At 32.9% G+C, this 22,190-nt stretch carries 19 protein-coding genes and 2 pseudogenes; 19 read left to right on the top strand and 2 right to left on the bottom strand.

From position 1 onward, the window contains the following. Nucleotides 1-21 precede the first annotated feature (21 nt). The 7 genes from P5P87_RS07005 (at nt 22) to P5P87_RS06975 (ending at nt 8,661) form a co-directional block, all read left to right on the top strand. Nucleotides 22-705 carry an Ig-like domain-containing protein gene (locus P5P87_RS07005; protein WP_278022060.1) on the top strand — a complete coding sequence of 228 codons (684 nt, stop codon included), beginning with the start codon at nt 22-24 and terminating at the stop codon, nt 703-705. A 34-nt stretch (nt 706-739) separates the two neighbouring features. After that, nucleotides 740-2,803: an Ig-like domain-containing protein gene (locus P5P87_RS07000; RefSeq protein ID WP_278022059.1), complete on the top strand. Its 2,064-nt coding sequence runs from the start codon at nt 740-742 to the stop codon at nt 2,801-2,803. Nucleotides 2,804-2,850: 47 nt separating this feature from the next. Continuing rightward, nucleotides 2,851-3,783 carry a PorP/SprF family type IX secretion system membrane protein gene (locus P5P87_RS06995; protein ID WP_278022058.1) on the top strand — a complete coding sequence of 311 codons (933 nt, stop codon included), beginning with the start codon at nt 2,851-2,853 and terminating at the stop codon, nt 3,781-3,783. Between the two features lie 11 nt (nt 3,784-3,794). Further along, nucleotides 3,795-4,793, top strand: coding sequence for a hypothetical protein (locus tag P5P87_RS06990; protein WP_278022057.1), 999 nt, complete (start codon nt 3,795-3,797; stop codon nt 4,791-4,793). After that, a complete protein-coding gene (locus P5P87_RS06985) occupies nt 4,759-5,733 on the top strand; it encodes an OmpA family protein (protein ID WP_278022056.1) in 975 nt (324 codons plus the stop codon). Before P5P87_RS06990 ends, P5P87_RS06985 begins: the two co-directional genes overlap by 35 nt. Before the next feature lie 242 nt (nt 5,734-5,975). Beyond that, the gene (ligA, locus tag P5P87_RS06980) at nt 5,976-7,979 is read left to right on the top strand and encodes an NAD-dependent DNA ligase LigA (protein ID WP_278022055.1); all 2,004 of its coding nucleotides are present in this window, start codon (nt 5,976-5,978) and stop codon (nt 7,977-7,979) included. Continuing rightward, nucleotides 7,969-8,661 (top strand): lysoplasmalogenase family protein, encoded by a 693-nt coding sequence (locus P5P87_RS06975; RefSeq protein WP_198856104.1) that lies wholly within the window; start codon nt 7,969-7,971, stop codon nt 8,659-8,661. Before ligA ends, P5P87_RS06975 begins: the two co-directional genes overlap by 11 nt. Here P5P87_RS06975 and P5P87_RS06970 read toward each other — a convergent pair. Further along, nucleotides 8,648-9,559, bottom strand: coding sequence for a bifunctional metallophosphatase/5'-nucleotidase (locus P5P87_RS06970; RefSeq protein ID WP_278022054.1), 912 nt, complete (start codon nt 9,557-9,559; stop codon nt 8,648-8,650). The genes P5P87_RS06975 and P5P87_RS06970 overlap by 14 nt on opposite strands. Before the next feature lie 129 nt (nt 9,560-9,688). Continuing rightward, entirely contained in the window at nt 9,689-10,468 is a 780-nt protein-coding gene (locus P5P87_RS06965) for a 5'-nucleotidase C-terminal domain-containing protein (RefSeq protein ID WP_198856102.1), read from the bottom strand. A 47-nt stretch (nt 10,469-10,515) separates the two neighbouring features. Between P5P87_RS06965 and P5P87_RS06960 the strand changes: the two genes are divergently transcribed. The 12 genes and pseudogenes from P5P87_RS06960 (at nt 10,516) to P5P87_RS06905 (ending at nt 22,189) form a co-directional block, all read left to right on the top strand. Continuing rightward, nucleotides 10,516-11,028 carry a DUF6913 domain-containing protein gene (locus P5P87_RS06960; RefSeq protein ID WP_278022053.1) on the top strand — a complete coding sequence of 171 codons (513 nt, stop codon included), beginning with the start codon at nt 10,516-10,518 and terminating at the stop codon, nt 11,026-11,028. A 13-nt stretch (nt 11,029-11,041) separates the two neighbouring features. Further along, complete coding sequence (gene dapA / locus P5P87_RS06955) at nt 11,042-11,923, top strand: 4-hydroxy-tetrahydrodipicolinate synthase (RefSeq protein WP_198856100.1); 882 nt, start codon at nt 11,042-11,044, stop codon at nt 11,921-11,923. Between the two features lie 139 nt (nt 11,924-12,062). After that, nucleotides 12,063-12,857: an outer membrane protein assembly factor BamD gene (locus P5P87_RS06950; RefSeq protein ID WP_278022052.1), complete on the top strand. Its 795-nt coding sequence runs from the start codon at nt 12,063-12,065 to the stop codon at nt 12,855-12,857. Nucleotides 12,858-12,866: 9 nt separating this feature from the next. Next, nucleotides 12,867-13,184 carry a DNA-directed RNA polymerase subunit omega gene (locus tag P5P87_RS06945; RefSeq protein WP_008463064.1) on the top strand — a complete coding sequence of 106 codons (318 nt, stop codon included), beginning with the start codon at nt 12,867-12,869 and terminating at the stop codon, nt 13,182-13,184. Between the two features lie 7 nt (nt 13,185-13,191). Further along, nucleotides 13,192-14,406, top strand: coding sequence for a bifunctional phosphopantothenoylcysteine decarboxylase/phosphopantothenate--cysteine ligase CoaBC (coaBC, locus tag P5P87_RS06940; protein ID WP_278022051.1), 1,215 nt, complete (start codon nt 13,192-13,194; stop codon nt 14,404-14,406). 72 nt (nt 14,407-14,478) lie between these two features. Further along, complete coding sequence (gene porD, locus P5P87_RS06935; protein ID WP_278022050.1) at nt 14,479-15,363, top strand: type IX secretion system protein PorD; 885 nt, start codon at nt 14,479-14,481, stop codon at nt 15,361-15,363. Between the two features lie 58 nt (nt 15,364-15,421). Beyond that, nucleotides 15,422-17,074: a DNA repair protein RecN gene (gene recN / locus P5P87_RS06930; protein ID WP_278022049.1), complete on the top strand. Its 1,653-nt coding sequence runs from the start codon at nt 15,422-15,424 to the stop codon at nt 17,072-17,074. A 9-nt stretch (nt 17,075-17,083) separates the two neighbouring features. Further along, nucleotides 17,084-17,605: a tetratricopeptide repeat protein gene (locus tag P5P87_RS06925; RefSeq protein ID WP_278022048.1), complete on the top strand. Its 522-nt coding sequence runs from the start codon at nt 17,084-17,086 to the stop codon at nt 17,603-17,605. 21 nt (nt 17,606-17,626) lie between these two features. Then, a pseudogene (fabV, locus tag P5P87_RS06920) lies at nt 17,627-18,818 on the top strand (enoyl-ACP reductase FabV). 126 nt (nt 18,819-18,944) lie between these two features. After that, nucleotides 18,945-19,943 carry a glycosyltransferase family 2 protein gene (locus P5P87_RS06915; protein WP_198856093.1) on the top strand — a complete coding sequence of 333 codons (999 nt, stop codon included), beginning with the start codon at nt 18,945-18,947 and terminating at the stop codon, nt 19,941-19,943. 2 nt (nt 19,944-19,945) lie between these two features. Continuing rightward, on the top strand, nt 19,946-20,542 hold the full coding sequence (gene coaE / locus P5P87_RS06910; protein WP_278022047.1) for a dephospho-CoA kinase: 597 nt from the start codon (nt 19,946-19,948) through the stop codon (nt 20,540-20,542). A gap of 59 nt (nt 20,543-20,601) precedes the next feature. Further along, a pseudogene (locus P5P87_RS06905) lies at nt 20,602-22,189 on the top strand (sensor histidine kinase). The last annotated feature ends 1 nt before the right edge of the window (nt 22,190 follow it).

Here is a 22,190-nt window from a genome sequence, read left to right as displayed (position 1 = left end):
GATCCTGGAACTCCAACATTAGTGACTGCGGGAACACAAAACTTCTGTACAGTTAACGCGCCAACTTTTGCAAGCGTTCTGTTTAATGAGGCTAATATTGTATGGTATACTGCTTTAACGGGCGGAACATTGATTCCATCTGCAACGGCTTTAACAAGCGGAACATATTATGCGGCTATTAAAGACGCGACTACAAATTGCGAAAGCGCTACAAGACTTCCAGTTGCAGTCAATGTTACAGATCCTGCAACTCCAACAACTACACAAAGCACTCAGAATTTCTGTCTGTCTGCTGCACCAACAGTTGCCAATATCCAAGTGAATGAAAGCAACGTGGTTTGGTACGATGCGGCTACGGCAGGAAACCTTTTTGCATCAACAGATGCATTGGTAAGCAGAATCTACTATGGAGCAGTAAAAGATCCTGTTACAGGATGCGAAAGTTCGGTAAGATTGGCAGTTACAGTAATTGTAAATGATCCGGGAACTCCTACTTTAGTTACAGCGGGAACGCAAAACTTCTGTAAGGAAGACCTGCCAACATTTGCAAGCATTCAGACTAATCAAACAAATATTGTCTGGTATACAGCTCTAACAGGCGGAACAGCAATTGCTCCGACAGCAGTTTTAACGACAGGCCAGTATTTTCGTTGCGATTTCAGATCCTACAACAGGCTGCGAAAGCGCTGCAAGATTAACTGTTAATGTAAATGTAAGCGATCCTGGAACTCCAACATTAGTGACTGCGGGAACACAAAACTTCTGTACAGTTAACGCGCCAACTTTTGCAAGCGTTCTGTTTAATGAAGCTAATATTGTATGGTATACAGCTGCAACAGGTGGAACACTAATAGCTCCGACAACAGCTTTAACCAGCGGAACATATTATGCGGCAATTAAAGACGCGGCTACAAACTGCGAAAGTGCTACAAGACTTCCAGTTGCAGTCAATGTTACCGATCCTGCAACGCCAACGACAAATGCTGTAGCGCAGACTTTCTGTACAGGAACAAATCCAACAGTTGCCAATATTCAAGTGAATGAAAGCAATGTAGTTTGGTATGCTACACAAACTGGAGGAACGGCTTTTGCTTCAACAGATGCATTAACTACAAGAACTTATTTTGGAGCAATAAAAGATCCAACAACAGGATGTGAAAGCAGTGTAAGATTACAAGTAGCTATAACAGTTGGTAATACATTAAATCCAACAACAAATAATACAGCACAAACTTTCTGTTCTGTAAATGGGCCAACTGTTGAAAGTATACAAGTTAACGAAAGCAATGTAACATGGTTTACTGCTGCAACAGGAGGAACGGCAATACCAGCAGGCACATTACTTGCTTCTGGAATTTATTACGGAAATATTGTTGATCCGTCTGGTTGTGAAAGCTCAACTCGTTTACAAGTAACGGTTACTGTAAATAATCCTAGTTCAACGCCAACTACAAATGATACAACTCAAAACTTCTGTACATTAAATTCGCCAACAGTTGCAAATATCCAAGTTAACGAAGCAAATGTTGTGTGGTATAGTACAGCGACAGACGGAACAGCAATTCCACCAACAACAGCTTTAGCAACAGGTACTTACTATGGTGCAGTTTCAAGCGCTAATGGTTGTGAGAATCCTGTAAGATTAGCAGTAATTGTAAATGTGAATTCTCCAAGTGTAATAACAACACCAAGAACAACGCAAACCTTCTGTTTATCTGCTATACCAACTTTAGCGAATATTTTTGTAAATGAAGCAAATGTAGTTTGGTATGCGTCTGCGACAGGAGGAACACCATTAGCAAATACTACTCAGCTTACTGCGACAACTTATTATGCGGGAGCATTAGCTAACACGTTTAATGGCTGTGATAACGGACCGAGATTAGGTGTTACAATTGCATTCGAAAACGATGCTGCAGTTCAGATCACATCTACAGATGATACTCCATGTGTTTTCAAAGGTGTAACTTATTCAATTGCAAATGGTAAGTCTAATTACGTATGGACGATTAACGGTGGTACAATTGTTTCAGGCGGAGGTACAAACGACGGATCTGTAACAGTTTCTTGGTCAGATATTGGTCCTGGAACAGTAACGGTAGCTTATGTTAATAATTGTGACGAAAGAACAATTAAGACTTTAAATGTTACTGTTGCTAGTTGTTCAGATTTAACAATTACTCACACTGTAGATAATCCAACTCCGAATTTTGGAGATCAGGTAACATTTACAATAACGGTAAATAATGTGGGCGAAGGCGATTTTATAAATACGATCGTTAGTGATTTACTTCCAAGTGGTCTGCAATTAGTAAGTTCATCTGCAACAGCAGGAACATACGATCCAGCAACACAGGTTTGGACAATTCCATCATTAAATGCTGGACAAAGTGTAGTACTAACAGTGGTTGCAGAAGTGTTACCAAGCGGAAACTACACAAGTGTCGCAACCATCGAAATTTCGACTCCTTTAGATGTTGATACAACAAACAACTCAGCTTCAGTAACATTAGTGCCAATTTGTTTGACAGTTTACAATGAGTTTACTCCGAATAATGATGGTAAAAATGATTTGTTCAGAATTGATTGTATCGAGTCTCATCCAAACAACGAACTTAAAGTGTTTAATAGATATGGAGCGTTAGTGTATAGTAAAACACACTATGAGAATGATTGGGATGGTACAGCAAATGTATCCGGAGTTGTTAATAGAGGAGATATGTTGCCAACAGGTACTTATTTTTATGTGATAACCATTGGAGATGGAACGGTTAAAAAAGGCTGGTTATCTATTATGAGATAATCCACTTCTATTAATCATCTAATTAATTAAACTAAATAAGTATCGTTATGAAACTATATATAAAATCATTAGAAACGTATTTAATTTTAATATGTTCTTTTATCACGGTTTGTGCTTCGGCACAACAAGATCCCGAATATACCCAGTATATGTATAATACTATGGCGGTAAACCCAGCTTATGCTGGGTCTACCGGAACCATAGAAGCGACTCTTTTATATCGTTCTCAATGGGTAGGAATGCCAGGTGCGCCAGAAACACAATCTTTCTCGATTCATTCTCCTCTTAGAAATGAAAAATTAGGATTAGGTTTGAGTGTTGTTAATGATAAAATTGGACCTTCCAACGAATTGTATCTTGATGGAAATTTCTCTTATTCAATCCCTCTTGGGTATGAAAAAAGATTGGCTTTTGGTATAAAAGCCGGTACGAGAGTGTTAAACATCGATTGGTCCAAAGGAAGATACTATGATGATGACGACGTTTTGTTAAATCAGAACATTAACAATCAGATGAAATTAGCAGTAGGGGCAGGTGTTTACTATTACACACAAAAATGGTATGTTGGATTCTCTATTCCAAGTTTTATTCAGAATGATTACTATGACGATGTAAAAGAATCTATAGATTATGATCGTTTGCACTACTATTTAATGGGAGGTTATGTTTTTGATTTGAATCCAAATTTGAAATTTAAACCAGCATTTTTAGTTAAAGCAGTCAGCGGAGCACCACTTACCGCAGATATATCAGCAAATTTCATGATTCAGGAAAAGTTTGTTATAGGAGGAGCATATCGAACAGATGATTCGATAAGCATATTGGCAGGTTTTCAAATATCACCAAGTTTCTATCTTGGATATGCTTTTGATTATACTGTAAGCCAATTGAACAAATACAATGATGGTTCGCATGAATTCATCTTGCGTTATCAATTTGTGAAAAACCAAAGCAAAATTAAATCTCCTCGATTCTTCTAAAAACAAAACTTATGAGAAAACTATATATCCTATGTTTAATTTTGAGCGTTACATTTAGTTTCGCTCAAAAAACTAATTTGAAGAAAGCTGATGCTTTGTTTAGAAACTTCTCGTACTTAGATGCCTCAAAAGCTTACGAAGAATGTTTGCAAAATATAAAAGATCCATCAGCACAGACTTTGAAGAATGCGGCAGATTCCTATTATTTTATTTCTGATTCTAGAAACGCCCTTAAATGGTATAGAAAATTGTATGAAGTTCAAGGAAATAATCTGACTGATATTTATTACCTACGCTATATTCAATCTATGAAAGCCGTTATGGATTATGACGAAGCCGATAAAATCACAAAAGAATATTTAGATAAAAAAGGTGATAAAGCAGAGATTAATAGATACGTTGCCCAAAAAAAATACATGGACAGCATTGCAAAAGCAAAACCTCTTTATACGATTAAAAATCTTGATATTAATACTAGCAAATCAGATTTTGGAGCCACATTTTTTAAAGACAATATAGTATTTACATCTGCCAGAGACACGACAAAGTTCAGCGAAAAATTGTATACTTGGAACAATCAGCCTTTTCTTAATTTGTATGTTGCTGAGAGAAATCCAGCAGATGGAAGTTTATTTAACGAAACAGTTTTTATTCCAAACGTCATGACTAAATACCATGAGGCAACAGCCAGTTTTGATAGCGAAGGAAAAACAATGTATTATTCAACCAATATTGTTAAGAAAAATAAACTAGTCGTTGATGAAGCAAAAGTCAATAATTTTCAAATTATCAAAGGATCAATTGTTAACAATAAACTAGAAAATCCGCAGAAAGTATTTTTTGACAGCAACGATTACTCTGTTGGACATCCTGCATTAAGCGAAGATGGACAATTTCTCTTCTTTGCTTCAGATATGCCAGGAGGACAAGGCGAAACCGATCTTTATATGGTAAAAATCGCAAGCAGATGGTACAATGAGCTCGCCTCAGAATCTAGGAGCAAATATTAACACCATTGGTAATGAGGTTTTTCCATTCTTCCAAAACGGAGTCTTATATTTTTCTTCTGATGGACATTATGGATGGGGAGATTTGGATGTTTACGAAAGTAAACTTCTGCCAGATGGAACTTTTTCTACACCAAAAAACCTTGGAGCACCTATAAATAGTAATAAAGACGACTTTTCTTTTATAATTGATAAGACAGATTCTTACGGCTATTTTTCTTCAAATAGAGAGGGAGGAAAAGGTGATGATGACATTTATTCTTTTGTAAAAGGAAAACCTGTTTGCAATCAAAGTATTTCTGGAATGGCTATAGATCACAAAACGAAAAAGCCTTTAACAGATGTTACAATAATGGCTTACAATTCTTTTAGCGAAATTTTAGGTGAAACCAAAACAAATTTTGACGGAAAATATGCTATCGAAGTGCCTTGCAACAAAGTTGTCAAAATGATTGCGGCAAAACCAAATTACAGCAGTGACGATAAAACTGTAGAAACCACTTCAGAAAATGGTGGCGAAATAAAAGATGTAAATTTTGAATTGAGCAATTATGATGATTTGGTTGTTAAAAAACAAGGAGTTGAAAAAGTCGATGTAAATCCAATTTATTTTGATTATAACAAGTACAATATCACTCCAAAAGCAGTTGAAGAATTGTCTAAAGTTGTCTTTGTCATGCAGAAATTTCCAAACATTAGAATCAAAATTGAATCTCATACAGATTCACGCGGAAAAGATGCGTATAATTTAAAACTTTCAGACAATAGAGCAAAATCAACTCGTGATTATATTCTTTCGCAAGGTATAGATGCCTCTAGAATCGAAAGCGCAATTGGGTATGGAGAAACTCGATTAGTCAATAGATGTAAAAATGGTGTAAAATGTTCTGAAGAAGAGCATGTGCAAAATAGACGTTCAGATTTTATCATTATTCAAAAATAATTTTATATTTTCGCTGTAAAGTATTGATTTTCAGTTTAAAATATAAAACGTCGAAACCATTTGGAAGTTGGTTTTTTAAATTCTTTTTAAGAATAATGGACAAGGAGAGAATCAGACTGCATGAATTTGCAGTCTGATTTTTGATTTTTTAAAACTTTTATTTTTTCTGCATTTGAACAAAAATAAATTCTAATTTTGATATTCAGTTTTTCATTATTATAATCTGCAATATTTTACTATTTATGAGCATTCAAGAGACCATTCAAACATTACGAAATGAACTTAATCAGCACAACTATAATTATTATGTGTTAGACAATGCTACAATTTCAGATTATGATTTTGACATTAAATTGAAAGAACTTCAAGATTTAGAGAATAAACATCCAGAGTTTTTTGACGAAAATTCACCAACACAAAGAGTGGGAGGAACCGTTACTAAAAATTTCAAAACAATCACTCACCAATACAGAATGTATTCTTTGGATAATTCTTATTCTAAAGAAGATCTTTTAGATTGGGAAAACCGCATTCAAAAAGTTTTAGGAAACGTAAACTTGCAATACACTTGCGAATTAAAATACGATGGAGCCTCAATAAGCATTACGTACGAAAACGGAAAACTAGTTCAAGCCCTAACACGCGGGGACGGTTTTCAAGGTGATGAAGTAACAAGTAATATCAAAACTATAAAATCAGTTCCGTTGCATTTAAAAGGAAACTATCCTGATAAATTTGATATTCGTGGAGAAATTATTCTTCCATTTGCTGGTTTTGAGAAAATGAACCAAGAATTAATAGAAATTGGAGAAACTCCATATTCAAATCCAAGAAATACAGCTTCGGGAAGTTTAAAGTTGCAAGATAGCGCTGAGGTTGCCAAACGTCCGCTAGAATGCTTGCTTTATTTTGTAATAGGAAACAATCTTCCATTCAAAACTCAATATGAAGGATTAGAATCTGCTAGAAGCTGGGGATTCAAAGTTCCTAAAGAAGCAAAATTAGTCAACAGCATGCACGAAGTTTTTGATTTTATTGATTATTGGGATGTGCACCGTCATAATTTGCCTTATGAAACTGATGGCGTTGTTGTAAAAGTTAACAGTATTCAGCATCAGGAAGAATTAGGTTATACAGCAAAATCGCCACGTTGGGCAATTGCATACAAATTTAAATCAGAACAAGTTTCAACCAAATTAAAATCAATTTCATACCAAGTTGGAAGAACCGGAGCAATAACGCCTGTTGCCAATTTAGAACCTGTTCAGTTAGCTGGAACAATTGTAAAAAGAGCTTCTCTTCATAATGCCGATCAAATTGAAAAATTAGACATTAGAATAAATGACACCGTTTTTGTTGAAAAAGGAGGAGAAATTATTCCAAAAATCATTGCAGTAGATTTAGAGAAACGACCAGAAGATTCAGAAAAGACACATTATATTACACATTGCCCAGAATGTCAAACCGAATTGGTTAGAAACGAAGGAGAAGCGAATCATTATTGTCCTAATTTTTATGGTTGTCCCCCTCAGATTATTGGAAGAATTCAACATTATATTTCAAGAAAAGCAATGGATATTGAAGGACTTGGAGGAGAAACAGTGGCGCTGCTTTTCAAAAATAATTTAGTTCATAATTATGCCGATTTGTATGAATTAAAAGTAGAAGATATTCTGCATTTAGAAAGAATGGCTCAAAAATCAGCTGAGAACCTGGTAAATGGAGTTCAGAAATCAAAAGAAATTCCGTTCGAAAGCGTATTATTTGCATTAGGAATTCGTTTTGTTGGAGAAACAGTTGCCAAAAAACTGGCAAAACATTATAAAAATATAGATGCTTTGGCTCAAGCTTCTTTAATGGATTTAATTTTGGTTGATGAGATTGGAGAAAGAATTGCTAAAAGTGTTATTGAATTTTTTGAAAACGAGGAGAATAGAAAAATTATTGAACGTTTAAAAAGTTATGGAATTCAATTTGAAATTGAAGAAAAAATAAACCCAAATGCTACTGATAAATTTGTTGGAAAAACTTTTGTAGTTTCTGGTGTCTTTAGTCAATTTTCTAGAGACGAATTAAAGAAAACTATTGAAGATAACGGAGGAAAAGTAGGAAGCTCAATTTCTGCAAAAACAGATTTTGTAGTGGCGGGAGATAATATGGGACCAGCAAAATTGGAGAAAGCAACAAAGTTGAACATTACCATATTATCAGAAGAAGATTTTATAAACAAATTAAATGAAGCCTAATAAACCGTCATTAATTTTGTTCTTTTTTGGCTTGTTGTGTACAATCATTTTTGATTGGACAGAACAAGACTTTTTTGCAACATATGCAAAAGCGATTGTTCTCCCTGCTATTTTTATCTATTATTTAATTAGCAGTGAGTTCAAAATCGGAAAAATAGAAAGTTTAATTTTCTTCTTTTGTTTTGTTGGACAAGTTTATGATTTAATGGATGTTGAAAGTTCCGAAATTGGAGGTGTTCTCAGCTTTTTAATTGTTTACATTTTAATCGTCGTAATATTTATTCGGGAACACGAACGAATAAAGTTAACCAGAAGAGATATTCTACCCATTTCTATTGTAGTTGTTTTTATCGTTTATTTATTAATCTCTGTTTTGAGCCTGCAGCTCGACAGCATGAGAAAATTTATAATGATATACACCGTATACGGAATCGTTCTGAGTTTACTAAGCTATTTCTGCTTTGTTAGTTATATTACCAAAGGAACACACATAGCATTGCTAATGTCCCTTATGGCAATAAGCTACATTTTTTCCGATATCTTTTATATTTTTAATGAATATTTCTCGTATTCGGTTGTCTTAGTTTTAATACGAGATACAACTCAAATTCTAGCTTATTTCTTTATGGTAGAATACTTTTTAGAAAAAGCTAGAATTCAAAGAAAGACTATACAACAATAGTTGCACTTTGGTTGGTATGTGCTTTGTTTTTGTCAAAATAGAAATCGATACGACCTAAATTAATTCCGTAGCATCCAACTTGATTTACCAAAACATCTTTTCCATCCTTATTTTTTACAATTGTAGGTTTCTCTAAGAAAGTATGAGTATGTCCTCCAATAATTAAGTCAATATCTTGTGTTTGTTCAGCAAATGTCAAATCACTAATTTTTGTTGGATCATCTTTGTATTTATAACCTAAATGCGAAAGACAAATTACCAAATCACATTTTTGCTCCTTTTTCAAAAGCTTTGTCATATCTTGAGCAACTTCTACTGGGTTGTTGTAAACTGTTTCCAAGTATAACTTTTTGTCTACTAAACCTTGCAATTCGATTCCAACACCAAAAACACCAATTTTAATTCCGTTTTTGTTAAAGATTTTGTACGGTTTTACATGTCCGTCCATAACCGTATTTTTAAAATCGTAGTTAGAGTTGATAAAGTCGAACGTTGCATGCGGAAGCTGAGCATATAATCCGTCAAGACCATTATCAAAATCGTGGTTTCCAATTGTAGAAGCATCATATTTCATCATACTCATTAATTTGAACTCCAACTCACCTCCATAATAATTAAAATATGGAGTTCCCTGAAAAATATCTCCAGCATCCAATAAGAGTACATTCGGATTTTCTCTTCGAATCGTTTCAATCAATGCCGCACGACGAGACACCCCGCCTTTGTTAGGATTACGCGGATCATCAGCAGGAAAAGGGTCAATGTGACTATGCACATCATTAGTATGTAGAATTGTTAAATGTTTAATATCGTTACTTTCAAAACTGCTCAAAGACAATCCTAAACTCAATAGGGCAGTACTTGTCGCTGTTTTTTCGATAAACTCTCTTCTTTTCATTTTATATATTTTTTGCCAGAGGCTATGTAGTTTATTTTTTTTAGCCACTAATTTCGCTAATTAACACAAATTATTTTTTAAGGATTTTTTTAATTTGTGCGAATTTGTGTAATTCGTGGCGAACCCTTTTTATTCTTCTGTAATTCTGATATTTTTTGGAGCAACAACCGTGTCTACTTCTTTAAAATAATCAATTAGTACATCTCTAAGTTTGTAATTTAAGTCAAACTTTTGAGTGCTTTTTGCAAAGAAAGTCATGCTGTCTCCTCCATTTGCCAAATAGTCATTTGTAGCAACATAATACGTCTTGTTTAGGTCTAATGGTTTACCTTGTATCATGATGTTTTTTGCCTTGTTGTCTTTTGTAATTGTAAAAGTCATTCCAGACAATGGTTGAGGTTTTTTCTCCTTAATAATATAAGCCGCGATTTCTAATATTTGTTCACCTTTTAAAGCCATAACAACCAAGCTGTTCTCAAAAGGCATAATTTCGAAAGCCGATCTTGTTGTAACATTTCCTTTTGGAAGAATAGCGCGAATACCACCATGATTTAAAAGACATAGGTCAATATCTTTCTTTTCTCTAGCATTAAAAACAATGTTTCCTCTTTGTACACAAACATCTGCCATCAAGCTCCCAATGCCAGTTTGCCATTTCCCTGTGCTTTTGTCAAGTGTTTCTGGGCAATAAGCCAAAACATTATCCAAATCCTGATTGATATGATCGCGATAAGGTTTAATGAAGTTTTCAATTTCAGAAGTTTCTCCAGCGTTTTCAGTAACTGGAACCTGTTTCCCTTCAATTTTTGTTAAATTGTAGTTATTCTTACTACATGAAGAGATTAAAAAAAGTGTTAAGAATATAACAAAAAGTTTTAAAAATCCGTTATACTTTTTTAGTTTTACCATTTTAAATGCAACTTAAATAATTAATTTTGTAATCTGGTAAAAGTACTATGTTTTTGAATTATATAAAGGAGTTTTTTGTAAAAAAATCATTAAATGTTAATTTAAATAATGAAAAAAGCGAAGTATTTATTAAAAACGTTCAAACGATTGGTTTATTGATAGATGAGAGCAATTTTGAATATTCAGAAGCACTAATAAAGGAGTTAACGCTTCAGGGAATCGCTTCAGAGAATATAAAAGTTGTTGCGTACAAAGGAAAATTTAAGGAAAAAGAGACCTATTCTTTCCCAACTTTTGGTAAAAAACATATCAATTGGAAAGGAGAAATAACGGAAGCTTTTTTAAATGAGTTTGTGAATTCAAAATTTGATCTTTTGCTGAGTTATTACAATGTCGAAAACAATATTTTGATGTTAATTACGAGCAAGTCAAAAGCTAAATTCAAAATTGGATTTTCTGCTGTAGATCAAAGATTAAACCGCTTGATGATTAGTACAGAATTAGGAAACTATAAACTTTTCGTTTCAGAATTGTTTAGGTATTTAAAAAATATAAAATAAATTAATTAATAATATGCAATCATTGATAGGAACTGGTGTTGCACTTGTGACGCCATTTAAAAAAGATTTTTCAGTTGATATTGAAGCTTTACAGCGAATCGTAAACTTCTCTATAGATGGTGGAGTGGAATATCTTGTTGTGATGGGAACAACAGCAGAAAATGCGACCCTTACAGCAGATGAGAAAGAGTTGGTTATAAAGACTGTAATCGATGTAAACAAAGGAAGATTGCCTCTAGTTTTAGGAGTTGGAGGTAATAATACTATGCAGATTGTTGAGGAATTAAAAACAAGAGATTTTTCTGCTTTTGAAGCGATATTATCTGTTTCTCCATATTATAACAAACCAACTCAGGAAGGAATTTATCAGCATTTTAAAGCAATCGCTGAGGCTTCTCCGGTTCCTGTAATTCTATATAATGTTCCAGGAAGAACTTCAAGCAACATGCTTCCTTCTACAGTAGTGCGATTGGCTAACGATTTTAAAAATGTTGTAGCCATTAAAGAAGCTGCTGGAGATATGGCTCAGGCAATGCAAATTATTAAAAATGCACCAAAAGATTTCTTGGTAATTTCTGGAGATGATATGTTGGCATTGCCGATCGTTTTGGCAGGTGGAGCAGGAGTTATTTCTGTAATTGGACAAGGTTTTCCGAAAGAATTTTCGGAAATGATTCGTTTAGGATTAAATAAAAAAGCATTTGACGCGTTTAAAACACATTATTTTTTATCAGACAGTATCGATATGATTTTTGAGCAGGGAAATCCAGCCGGAATCAAACAAATCTTTCAAGCCCTTGGAATTGCTGAGAATACAGTTCGTCTTCCATTAGTTTCTGTTGATGATTCGTTAGCAACAAGACTAAATGACTTTGTAAAAAACAGCATTAAATAATTGTTAAAGTGCTAGTATTTTAAGATACTAAAAAATTATTTTGCAGTAGCTAAATTAATAACTAAATTTGCCACCGAAACTTCGGTGCAATTTCACTTTGGCATAAAATTGTCTGAGAGATTGTAATAACAGTAAGAAAATGAAAAAAACACTATTGCTTTTAATTGTTGTAACTCTTTTTTATTCTTGTGGAGAATATCAAAAAGCGTTGAAAAATGAAGATGTTGCGACAAAATTTGAAATGGCAACAAAAATGTATGATGCAGGTAAATACACAAAAGCGATTCGTCTTTTTGAGCAATTAGCAACTTCATATAGAGGTAAACCTCAGGCAGAAAAACTGTTTTATATGTTTTCGCAGTCATATTATAAAACAAAGCAATATTATTTAGCTGGTTATCAGTTTGAAGCTTTTGTTTCAGGATATCCACGAAGTGAAAAAGTTCAAGAAGTCGCTTTTTTGGGAGCATATAGCTATTCTAAATTATCGCCAGTTTACAGTTTAGACCAATCTGATACTGTAAAAGCATTAGAAAAATTGCAAACGTTTATTGATAATTATCCAAACTCTGAATATATTCCTCAAGCAAATGAGGCTGTTCAGAAGTTAAATGGTAAATTAGAGAAAAAAGCATACGAAAATGCTAAAGGATACAATACAATTTCAGATTATAAATCGGCTTTGATCGCTTTTGATAACTTTATTGCTGATTTTCCTGGAACGCCTTTTAAAGAAGATGCATTGTTTTATAAATACGATTCAGCATACAAATTGGCAATTAACAGTATTCCTGCAAAAATGGAAGAACGTTTGCATGTTGCACAAACAGCTTATGCTAATTTGATGAAGTTTAAAAGCGATACAAAATATAAGAAAGAGGCAGACGAAATGAATGCCAGAGTTGAAACAGATTTACAAAAATTTACTAAATAAAATAAAGTCATGGATTTAAAAAAGACGAATGCTCCTGTAAACACAATAACTTATAATAAAACAGTTATTGAAGAGCCAACAGGAAATGTGTATGAGGCAATTACCATTATGGCTAAAAGAGCAAATCAAATTAATTCAGAGATTAAAAAAGAATTGACTGAAAAATTAGAAGAGTTTGCGACTTACAATGATAGTCTAGAAGAAGTTTTTGAAAATAAAGAACAAATTGAAGTTTCTAAATTTTACGAAAAATTACCAAAACCACACGCTTTAGCTGTTCAAGAATGGTTAGACGGTAAAACTTACCACAGAAGTTCAAACAAATAATAGTACAATGTCAGTTTTAAACGGGAAAAAGATTTTACTGGGTGTTTCTGGTGGAATCGCAGCGTATAAAACAGCCACTTTAGTACGACTTTTTATAAAAGCAGGTGCACATGTCCAAGTGATAATGACACCTGCTTCTAAGGATTTTGTAACCCCACTTACATTATCAACCTTATCAAAAAATCCTGTACATTCAAGTTTCTTTAATCAAGATGACGAAGATGAAGTTTGGAACAATCACGTTGAATTAGGGCTTTGGGCCGATTTAATGCTGATTGCGCCTGCTACTGCAAATACGTTGTCTAAAATGGCGACAGGAAACTGTGATAATCTTTTAATTGCGGCATATTTATCGGCAAAATGTCCAGTCTATTTTGCACCTGCAATGGATTTGGATATGTACAAACACCCATCGACTTTATCGAGCTTTACTGCATTAAAACAGTACGGAAACATTATGATTCCTGCTGAAAGCGGAGAATTGGCAAGTGGTTTGTCTGGTGAAGGTCGAATGGCTGAACCTGAGAATATTGTTGCATTTCTAGAAGCTGATTTGGAAAGTAAACTACCTTTAAAAGGAAAAAAAATACTTGTTACAGCAGGACCGACATACGAAGCAATAGACCCTGTGCGTTTTATTGGAAATCATTCGTCAGGAAAAATGGGATTTGATATTGCGAATGAAGCGGCAAGCTTAGGAGCAGAAGTATTCTTAATTGCTGGACCAACTCATTTGAAAGCTAAAAACAGTCTTATAAAAGTGGTAGATGTGATTTCGGCTCAAGAAATGTACGATGCCTGCCATGTGTATTTCAATGAAGTTGATGCGGCAATCGCAGCAGCTGCTGTTGCAGATTACAGGCCTAAATTTGTTGCAGATCAGAAGATTAAGAAAAACACTGTAGAATTTTCGATAGAACTCGAGAAAACAAAAGATATACTATCTTCTTTAGGAGCTATCAAAAAAAATCAGTTTTTGATTGGATTTGCATTAGAAACTGAAAATGAAATTGAAAATGCTAAGCTGAAAATTCAGAAAAAAAACTTAGATTTGATTGTTTTAAATTCCTTACAAGATAAAGGCGCAGGTTTTAAAAAAGAAACCAATAAAGTAACTTTTATTGATAAAAATTTTGAAATTGAACCAATGGAATTAAAGTCAAAAGAATCTGTTGCGGCTGATATTTTGAATAAAGTTATTTTGCATTTTTCAAAATCATAAATTTAAAATATACGCCGAAAGCATAATTTGGAAGCCATTTTATGTTTTGTAAAATTAAATATCTAGACGATTATGAATAAGATAGTTATGCTATTAGTTTTTTTAAGCTTTGGTTTTGTACAAGCTCAACAGCTAAATTGTACAGTAACTATTAATACAGAACGTCTAACAAATCCAAATAATCAGGTTTTTAAAACACTTCAGACTTCTTTGGCTGAGTTTGTTAATAAAACAGACTGGACAGGTTCTGTTTTAAAACAAAACGAGAGAATAAACTGTTCGATGTATATTACATTATCATCTAATAGTTCAGATCAATTTACTGGAACAATTCAAGTCCAATCTTCGAGATTGATTTTTAATTCTACATATTCTTCGCCAGTTTTAAATTACAACGATAAAGATTTTAATTTCAGATATACAGAATACGAACCATTGCTTTTTAATCCAAGTACTTACGATTCAAATTTGGTTTCTGTTATATCTTTTTACTGTTACGTGATTTTAGGAATGGATGCCGATACTTTTCAAATGGGCGCAGGAAATCCTTATCTTCAAACTGCACAGAATATTGCCAATGTTGCACAACAAGGAGGTTTTAAAGGATGGAATCAATCTGACGGACTTCAGAATCGCTACTACTTAATCAACGATATGATTGCGCCGACTTATAGTGATTTGCGTCAGGTTACTTATGCCTATCACACAGGATTGGATGCAATGACATTGGATACTAAAGCGGCTAAAGAAAAAATCAAAAATGCATTAATGCTTATTGGTAAATTAAACTCGGTTAAACCAAATGCTTTTATAACTCGAGTTTTCTTTGATGCAAAATCAGATGAAATTGTTTCGATTTTTTCTGGAGGGCCAAGTATCACAATTACAGATTTAACCGATGTCTTAAATAAAGTTTCTCCGTTAAACTCCACAAAATGGTCGCAGATTAAATATTAATCTCGTTTTTCATTTTTCTATCTTAGTTAACTTTTTTACATTTTACAAAAACTGCCCTATGATTACATCACTGTCAATTAAAAATTATGCTCTTATCGAAAAACTAGCCATAGATTTCTCTAAAGGTTTTTCTATAATTACAGGTGAGACAGGTGCAGGAAAATCTATTATTTTAGGAGCTATTGGTCTTGTTTTGGGTAAAAGAGCAGATCTTACTTCATTAAAAAATAAAGAAGAAAAATGTGTTATTGAGGCACAATTCGAAATTGGAAAATACAATTTAAGAGAATTTTTTGAAGCTAATGATTTAGATTACGAAGATGATACGATTATTAGAAGAGAAATTTTGCCTTCTGGTAAATCTCGCGCTTTTATAAATGACAGTCCCGTAAATCTTCAGGAACTGCAAGATTTGAGTTTGTATTTGATTGATATTCATTCACAACAGCAAACTCAAGAATTATCAGATGAAAATGTTCAGTTTAAAATTATTGATGCCATTGCAAACAATGCTGAAGTAATTGCTGAATATCAAAAACTGCTGAAATCATATAAATCAGATAGATCAAAATTAAATGCTTTGCTTAAAAAGCAAAGTGATGCAGGAAAAGAGCAAGAATATCATACATTTTTGTTGAATGAATTGGTTGCGACTCAGTTAAAATCTGGTGAACAGGAAGAATTAGAAGCAGATTATGAAAAGCTGAATAATGTTGAAATTATTAAAGAATCTCTAGATAAATCTTTGGCAATCGCAAATGAAGAGCAATTTGGTGTTTTTCATAATTTAAATGAAATTAAAAATGCATTGCAGAAAGTCGCGCCTTTCTCTGTAGAATATCAAAAATTGTTTGAAAGAATAACAAGCTTAACTATTGAGTTTGATGATGTTTCTAAAGAATTAGAAAATTGTTCGGAGAAATTATTGAATGATCCAGCACAATTAGAATTAATCAATCAAAAACTGCAGTCGATTTATAATTTGCAGAAAAAACATCAGGTAAGTTCTGTCGATGAGTTGCTTCAAATTCAATCAGATTTAGGAAATTCTTTGCTGGAACTGGATAATATGGATGAAGAAATAGCTTTATTGACTAAAAGTATTGAAGAAAAAGCAACAGAATTAGATATTCACGCTTCAAAAATACACGAAAATAGAGTAAATGCGATTCCGAAATTATCAGCGCAGTTAGTGTCGATTTTAGAAACATTAGGAATGCCGAATGCTCGTTTTAATATGGAATTGCAGTCGTCTGAAACTTATTTCCAAAACGGAAAAGATGAATTGCAATTTTTATTTTCTGCCAATAAAGGAACCGATTTTGGTTTGTTAAAGAAAGTGGCTTCAGGAGGAGAGATGTCTCGTATTATGTTGGCGGTGAAAGCGATTTTGGCAAAATATTCAAAATTGCCAACATTGATTTTTGACGAAATTGATACAGGAGTTTCTGGAGAAATTGCCATTAGAATGGGAGAGATCATGAAAGAAATGAGTTCGACAATGCAAATATTTGCAATTACACATTTACCGCAAATTGCGGCAAAAGGAGATTCTCATTTTAAAGTTTCTAAATCTACAGTTGGTGATGATACATTATCTGAATTGAAGCTTTTATCGCAAGAAAATCGAATTATAGAAATTGCTCAAATGCTATCAGGAGCAAATATTTCTGATTCGGCTTTAAACCACGCCAAAGAATTATTGAATTAAGATATAGAAATGGAGAGTTTGAGTTTTTACGAAAATCAGTTTATAAAAGCAGATTCGTTAATTTCTGAAGGAAATTCAGCAGAAGCAAAAGAATTACTAGAAGAAATTTTATCGCAATATCCTGATTTTGGTAAAGCACACAATCATTTGGGATGGATTTATTATAATAAACTAAGTGATTACGAAAAAGGAATTTTTCACTATAAATTAGCTATTAAATTTGATTCTAAATATTCAGCTCCATACTTAAATTACACTTATTTACTCATTGATATTGGCCGTTATGCTGAAGCAAAAGAGCATATTGCATTTACAATAGCAAATTTAGAAACCGCAGATAACTCGTCATATAACAGTGAATTAGGAAGGATGGCGGAATACGAAAATCAATATACGGCTGCTTATTGCTATTATAAAGAGGCTAAGAAAAATGCATTAAACCCAAATTTTATTGACAATATGAAGGCTAATATGAAAAGGGTTAAGGATAAAATGTCTATTTTTGAAAAATTAAAACTGAAATTGAAATAATACAAAAAAAATAATTGCAAGATGATTATAGAACCTAGAATGAGAGGATTTATTTGTTTGACCGCCCATCCAACGGGAGCTGAACAAAATGTAAAAAATCAAATCGAATACGTAAAATCTAAAGGCGAAATCGCTGGTGCTAAAAAAGTTTTAGTTATTGGTGCTTCTACAGGTTTCGGATTAGCTTCAAGAATTACTAGTGCTTTTGGTTCTGGTGCATCAACAATTGGAGTGTTTTTCGAAAAACCGCCAGTTGAAGGAAAAACAGCTTCTCCAGGATGGTATAATTCTGCAGACATTCGAAAAAGAAGCTCATAAAGCAGGTTTATATGCAAAAAGTATCAACGGTGATGCGTTCTCAAACGAAATCAAAAGAGAAACTCTAGATTTAATTAAAGCAGATTTAGGACAAGTAGATCTTGTAATTTATAGTTTAGCTTCTCCAGTACGTACAAATCCAAATACAGGAGTTACACATCGTTCAGTTTTAAAACCAATTGGACAAACATTTACAAATAAAACAGTTGATTTCCATACAGGAAAAGTTTCAGATGTTTCTATTGCTCCTGCAAACGAGGAAGATATTGAAAACACTGTTGCCGTTATGGGCGGAGAAGATTGGGCAATGTGGATTGACGCCTTAAAAGCTGAAAATTTATTAGCTGAAGGTGCTACAACTGTTGCTTATTCTTATATTGGGCCATCATTAACTGAAGCAGTTTACAGAAAAGGAACTATTGGTCGTGCAAAAGATCACTTAGAGGCTACGGCGTTTACTATTTCAGATTCTTTAGAGTCTATAGGAGGAAAAGCGTATGTTTCTGTAAATAAAGCATTAGTTACACAAGCAAGTTCTGCAATTCCAGTAATTCCATTATACATTTCTCTTTTGTACAAAATCATGAAAGAAGAAGGAATTCATGAAGGTTGTATTGAGCAAATTCAGCGTTTATTCCAAGACAGATTATACACTGGTTCTGAAGTTCCTGTTGATGAAAAAGGAAGAATCAGAATTGATGACTGGGAAATGCGTGAAGATGTTCAGGAAAAAGTAGCAAAACTTTGGTTAGAAGCTACAACTGAAACATTGCCAGAAATTGGTGATTTAGCTGGATATAGAAGTGATTTCTTGAATTTATTCGGATTCGAAGTGGCTGGTGTTGATTACAATGCAGATACTAACGAAGTTGTTAATATAGAAAGCATCAAATAATACATTTTTACTAAGTAAAACCAAAAACCATCAACCAAAAGTTGATGGTTTTTTTGTGAATATACCATATCTTTGTTAAAATTTTAAAACAATAAAAATTTACCCTTTAATAACGCGCATTCTGCTATGATTTTTTCTTTAATTATACCCGTGTATAATCGTCCAGATGAAGTTGATGAGCTTTTGGAAAGTCTCTCAAAATCTGATTATAATGAAGCTTTTGAAATTGTTCTTGTCGAAGATGGATCATCCATTCCATGTCGAGATGTGGTAATGAATTATCAAGGAAAATTAAATATATCATATTATTTTAAAGAAAATTCAGGGCCAGGAGATTCTAGAAATTTCGGAATGCAGAGGGCTAGAGGAGACTATTTTATCATTTTTGATTCAGATTGTATCATTCCTTCGCAATATTTAACTGAAGTTCGCAAAGAACTAGATGAAAAGTATGTAGACTGTTTTGGAGGTCCAGACAAAGCGTTAGATAGCTTTTCGGATATTCAAAAAGCGATCAACTTTGCCATGACTTCTTTCTTGACTACAGGAGGGATTAGAGGCGGTTCTGAGAAGATAAACAAGTTTCAGCCACGTAGTTTTAATATGGGTATTTCTAAAAAAGCTTTTGAAGCTTCAAAAGGTTTTGGAAATATACATCCAGGTGAAGATCCTGACTTATCAATTCGTTTGTGGAATTTAGGCTTTGAAACCAGACTGTTTAAAGAAGCTTATGTGTACCATAAAAGAAGAATTGATTGGGAAAAATTCTCTATTCAAGTAAACAAATTTGGAATAGCTAGACCAATTTTAAATAGTTGGTATCCAGAACATAATAAGCTAACTTTTTTCTTTCCGACGTTTTTTATTCTTGGTTTATTATTAGCTTTTTTATTGTTAATTTTCAATATCGATATTTTATTACAATTATATTTTGTATATTTCGTTATAATTTTTCTTACAGCTAGTGTTCAAAATAAAAGTATTAAAATTGGATATCTATCTGTAATAGCAGTGTGGAAACAGTTTTATGGTTATGGAACAGGATTTTTAAAATCATATGTGAAAGTAATTTTACTAAAGAAAAAACCACAAGAGGCTTTTCCGCGTATGTTTTTTAAATTATAAGAATGACAAAAGTTATTGGTCTTACAGGAGGAATAGGCAGTGGGAAAACTACTGTTGCAAACTATTTTCAAGAAATGGGAGTTCCTGTTTATATTGCTGATGACGGTGCGAAAAGAGTAATGCAGTCAAAAAATATTCTCGCAGAGGTTAAATCTGCTTTTGGTGGCAGTATTTTTGATGATGAAGTTTTAAATCGTGCCAAATTAGCGCAAGTTGTTTTTAACGATAAGAATCAGTTGGTAAAATTAAATGGAATTGTCCATCCGGCAGTGAAATTAGATTTTGAACAATGGGTAAAACAACACAAAAATTATGATTATGTAATGTATGAAGCCGCTATTCTATTTGAAAGTGGACGATATAAAGATTGTGACGTAATTATAACAGTAACAGCTCCTGAAGAAGTGAGAATTGAACGAGTTATAAAACGAGATAAAACTACCCGAGAACAAGTTTTAAGTAGAATGAAAATGCAATGGAATGACGAAAAACGAATTTCTAAGAGCAATTTCGTGATTAATAACAATAATCTTAAAAATGCTAAAGAAGAAGTTGTTAAAATTCTTAAAATTTTAAATATAAAACAAAAACAGTCTTAAATGTTAATATTTGGTTAATGTATTATTTAGTATATTGTTAAAATATTAATTTTGTTTCGATGAATAAATTATTTTTTAGAATACTTGTTTTACTGATGAGTTTGTCCTTAATAGGGATTATTCTGGTACAAGTATTTTGGTTCAATTCTTCGTTCAAAAATAATGAAGAACAATTTAAATACCACGTTACTCAAGTAATTGGAAATGTTGCAGATAAACTGGAACAACAAGAAGAGTACAGTTTCTACGACAAATACAACCGTATAAAAGATAGTACGGGTAAAATTCCAAAAAAAGAAGATTTACTAGAAGTACTTTACGTACAGAGAAACACGAAAACGAATAAAACAATTGTTTATTCAAATACATTGACATCTGAAGATTATGATATCAATGGTTCTGTTTTTAACAAAAAATTCAGTAGTGAACGTTTTAAGAATTTTAGTTCTAAGAGAGTAACAGAAGTTTACAATAATAATAGTGGAATTGACAATAATAGTTTAGGGCAGAGTATTATTCCTGATCTTAAAATAGAAAAGTCAGGAAGTTTAGATATTTTAAATAAAGTTCAACAGCAAATTCAATATAAAGATATTGCTTCATTAACTCCTATTGAAGGGAGAATTACAAAAGACAAGCTCTTTAAATTATTGAAAAAAGAACTAGAAGAATATGGTGTGAAAACCAAATTTGAATTCGGAATATACAGCAGTGGAGTTCCAACAAAGATTAAGTCCGACGGATTTCATTTTGATAAAGAATCTACATATAATATTCCAATTTATACAGATAATGAAGGAAATAGCAGATACGAATTATCAGTTACTTTCCCGCATAAAAAGAAATTCTTATTATCTGAATTATTAAGTATTACTATTTTATCGATAGTTTTTACATTAATTATAATAGTTGCATACACAAGTGCGTTAAATCAATTATTGCGTCAGAAGCATATTTCTGAAATCAAGACCGATTTTATAAATAATATGACACATGAGTTTAAAACTCCAATTGCAACTATAAATCTAGCATTAGATGCTATAAGAAGTCCGAAAGTTATTGAAGATAAAGAAAAGGTTTATCGTTATCTTCAAATGATTCGAGACGAAAATAAAAGAATGCATGCGCAGGTTGAGAACGTTCTTCGTATTTCAAAATTAGAAAAAAGAGAACTAGACATAACCAAAGAACCTACTGTTGTGACAGATATAATTGACGATGCTATTGAGCACGTAAATCTTATTCTAGAAGATAGAAAAGGTACTGTAGTAAAGCATTATAATGCAAGCAAGAACAACCTGTTTGATAAACGAAGTTCACTTTACAAACGTGCTGGTTAATATTTTGGAAAATGCCATAAAATATTCTCCAGATGAACCAGAGATTGAAATCTTTACTGAAAATATTAAAGATATGATTTTGATAAAAGTGAGAGATCATGGGTTGGGAATGAGTAAGATAGCTCAAAAACGAGTGTTTGAGAAATTTTACAGAGAGCACACAGGTGATCTTCATAATGTAAAAGGACACGGATTAGGGCTTGCTTACGTAAAAAGAATAGTAGAGGATCACAATGGTCAAGTATATGTAGAAAGTGAAAAAGGAAAGGGTAGCACCTTTATAATAAAAATACCATTAATAAATTAAA

It is taken from the genome of Flavobacterium ginsengisoli (genome assembly GCF_029625315.1).
GTDB lineage: Bacteria > Bacteroidota > Bacteroidia > Flavobacteriales > Flavobacteriaceae > Flavobacterium > Flavobacterium ginsengisoli.
This window is presented reverse-complemented; position numbering and strand designations above follow the sequence as displayed.

What these genes read in the sequence shown, in the direction of transcription:
- P5P87_RS06995 (WP_278022058.1), top strand. Translation starts at nt 2,851, where the DNA reads ATGAAACTATATATAAAATCATTAGAAACGTATTTAATTTTAATATGT.
- P5P87_RS06990 (WP_278022057.1), top strand. Translation starts at nt 3,795, where the DNA reads ATGAGAAAACTATATATCCTATGTTTAATTTTGAGCGTTACATTTAGT.
- P5P87_RS06985 (WP_278022056.1), top strand. Translation starts at nt 4,759, where the DNA reads ATGAGCTCGCCTCAGAATCTAGGAGCAAATATTAACACCATTGGTAAT.
- ligA (WP_278022055.1), top strand. Translation starts at nt 5,976, where the DNA reads ATGAGCATTCAAGAGACCATTCAAACATTACGAAATGAACTTAATCAG.
- P5P87_RS06975 (WP_198856104.1), top strand. Translation starts at nt 7,969, where the DNA reads ATGAAGCCTAATAAACCGTCATTAATTTTGTTCTTTTTTGGCTTGTTG.
- P5P87_RS06970 (WP_278022054.1), bottom strand. Translation starts at nt 9,559, where the DNA reads ATGAAAAGAAGAGAGTTTATCGAAAAAACAGCGACAAGTACTGCCCTA.
- P5P87_RS06965 (WP_198856102.1), bottom strand. Translation starts at nt 10,468, where the DNA reads ATGGTAAAACTAAAAAAGTATAACGGATTTTTAAAACTTTTTGTTATA.
- P5P87_RS06960 (WP_278022053.1), top strand. Translation starts at nt 10,516, where the DNA reads ATGTTTTTGAATTATATAAAGGAGTTTTTTGTAAAAAAATCATTAAAT.
- dapA (WP_198856100.1), top strand. Translation starts at nt 11,042, where the DNA reads ATGCAATCATTGATAGGAACTGGTGTTGCACTTGTGACGCCATTTAAA.
- P5P87_RS06950 (WP_278022052.1), top strand. Translation starts at nt 12,063, where the DNA reads ATGAAAAAAACACTATTGCTTTTAATTGTTGTAACTCTTTTTTATTCT.
- P5P87_RS06945 (WP_008463064.1), top strand. Translation starts at nt 12,867, where the DNA reads ATGGATTTAAAAAAGACGAATGCTCCTGTAAACACAATAACTTATAAT.
- coaBC (WP_278022051.1), top strand. Translation starts at nt 13,192, where the DNA reads ATGTCAGTTTTAAACGGGAAAAAGATTTTACTGGGTGTTTCTGGTGGA.
- porD (WP_278022050.1), top strand. Translation starts at nt 14,479, where the DNA reads ATGAATAAGATAGTTATGCTATTAGTTTTTTTAAGCTTTGGTTTTGTA.
- recN (WP_278022049.1), top strand. Translation starts at nt 15,422, where the DNA reads ATGATTACATCACTGTCAATTAAAAATTATGCTCTTATCGAAAAACTA.
- P5P87_RS06925 (WP_278022048.1), top strand. Translation starts at nt 17,084, where the DNA reads ATGGAGAGTTTGAGTTTTTACGAAAATCAGTTTATAAAAGCAGATTCG.
- P5P87_RS06915 (WP_198856093.1), top strand. Translation starts at nt 18,945, where the DNA reads ATGATTTTTTCTTTAATTATACCCGTGTATAATCGTCCAGATGAAGTT.
- coaE (WP_278022047.1), top strand. Translation starts at nt 19,946, where the DNA reads ATGACAAAAGTTATTGGTCTTACAGGAGGAATAGGCAGTGGGAAAACT.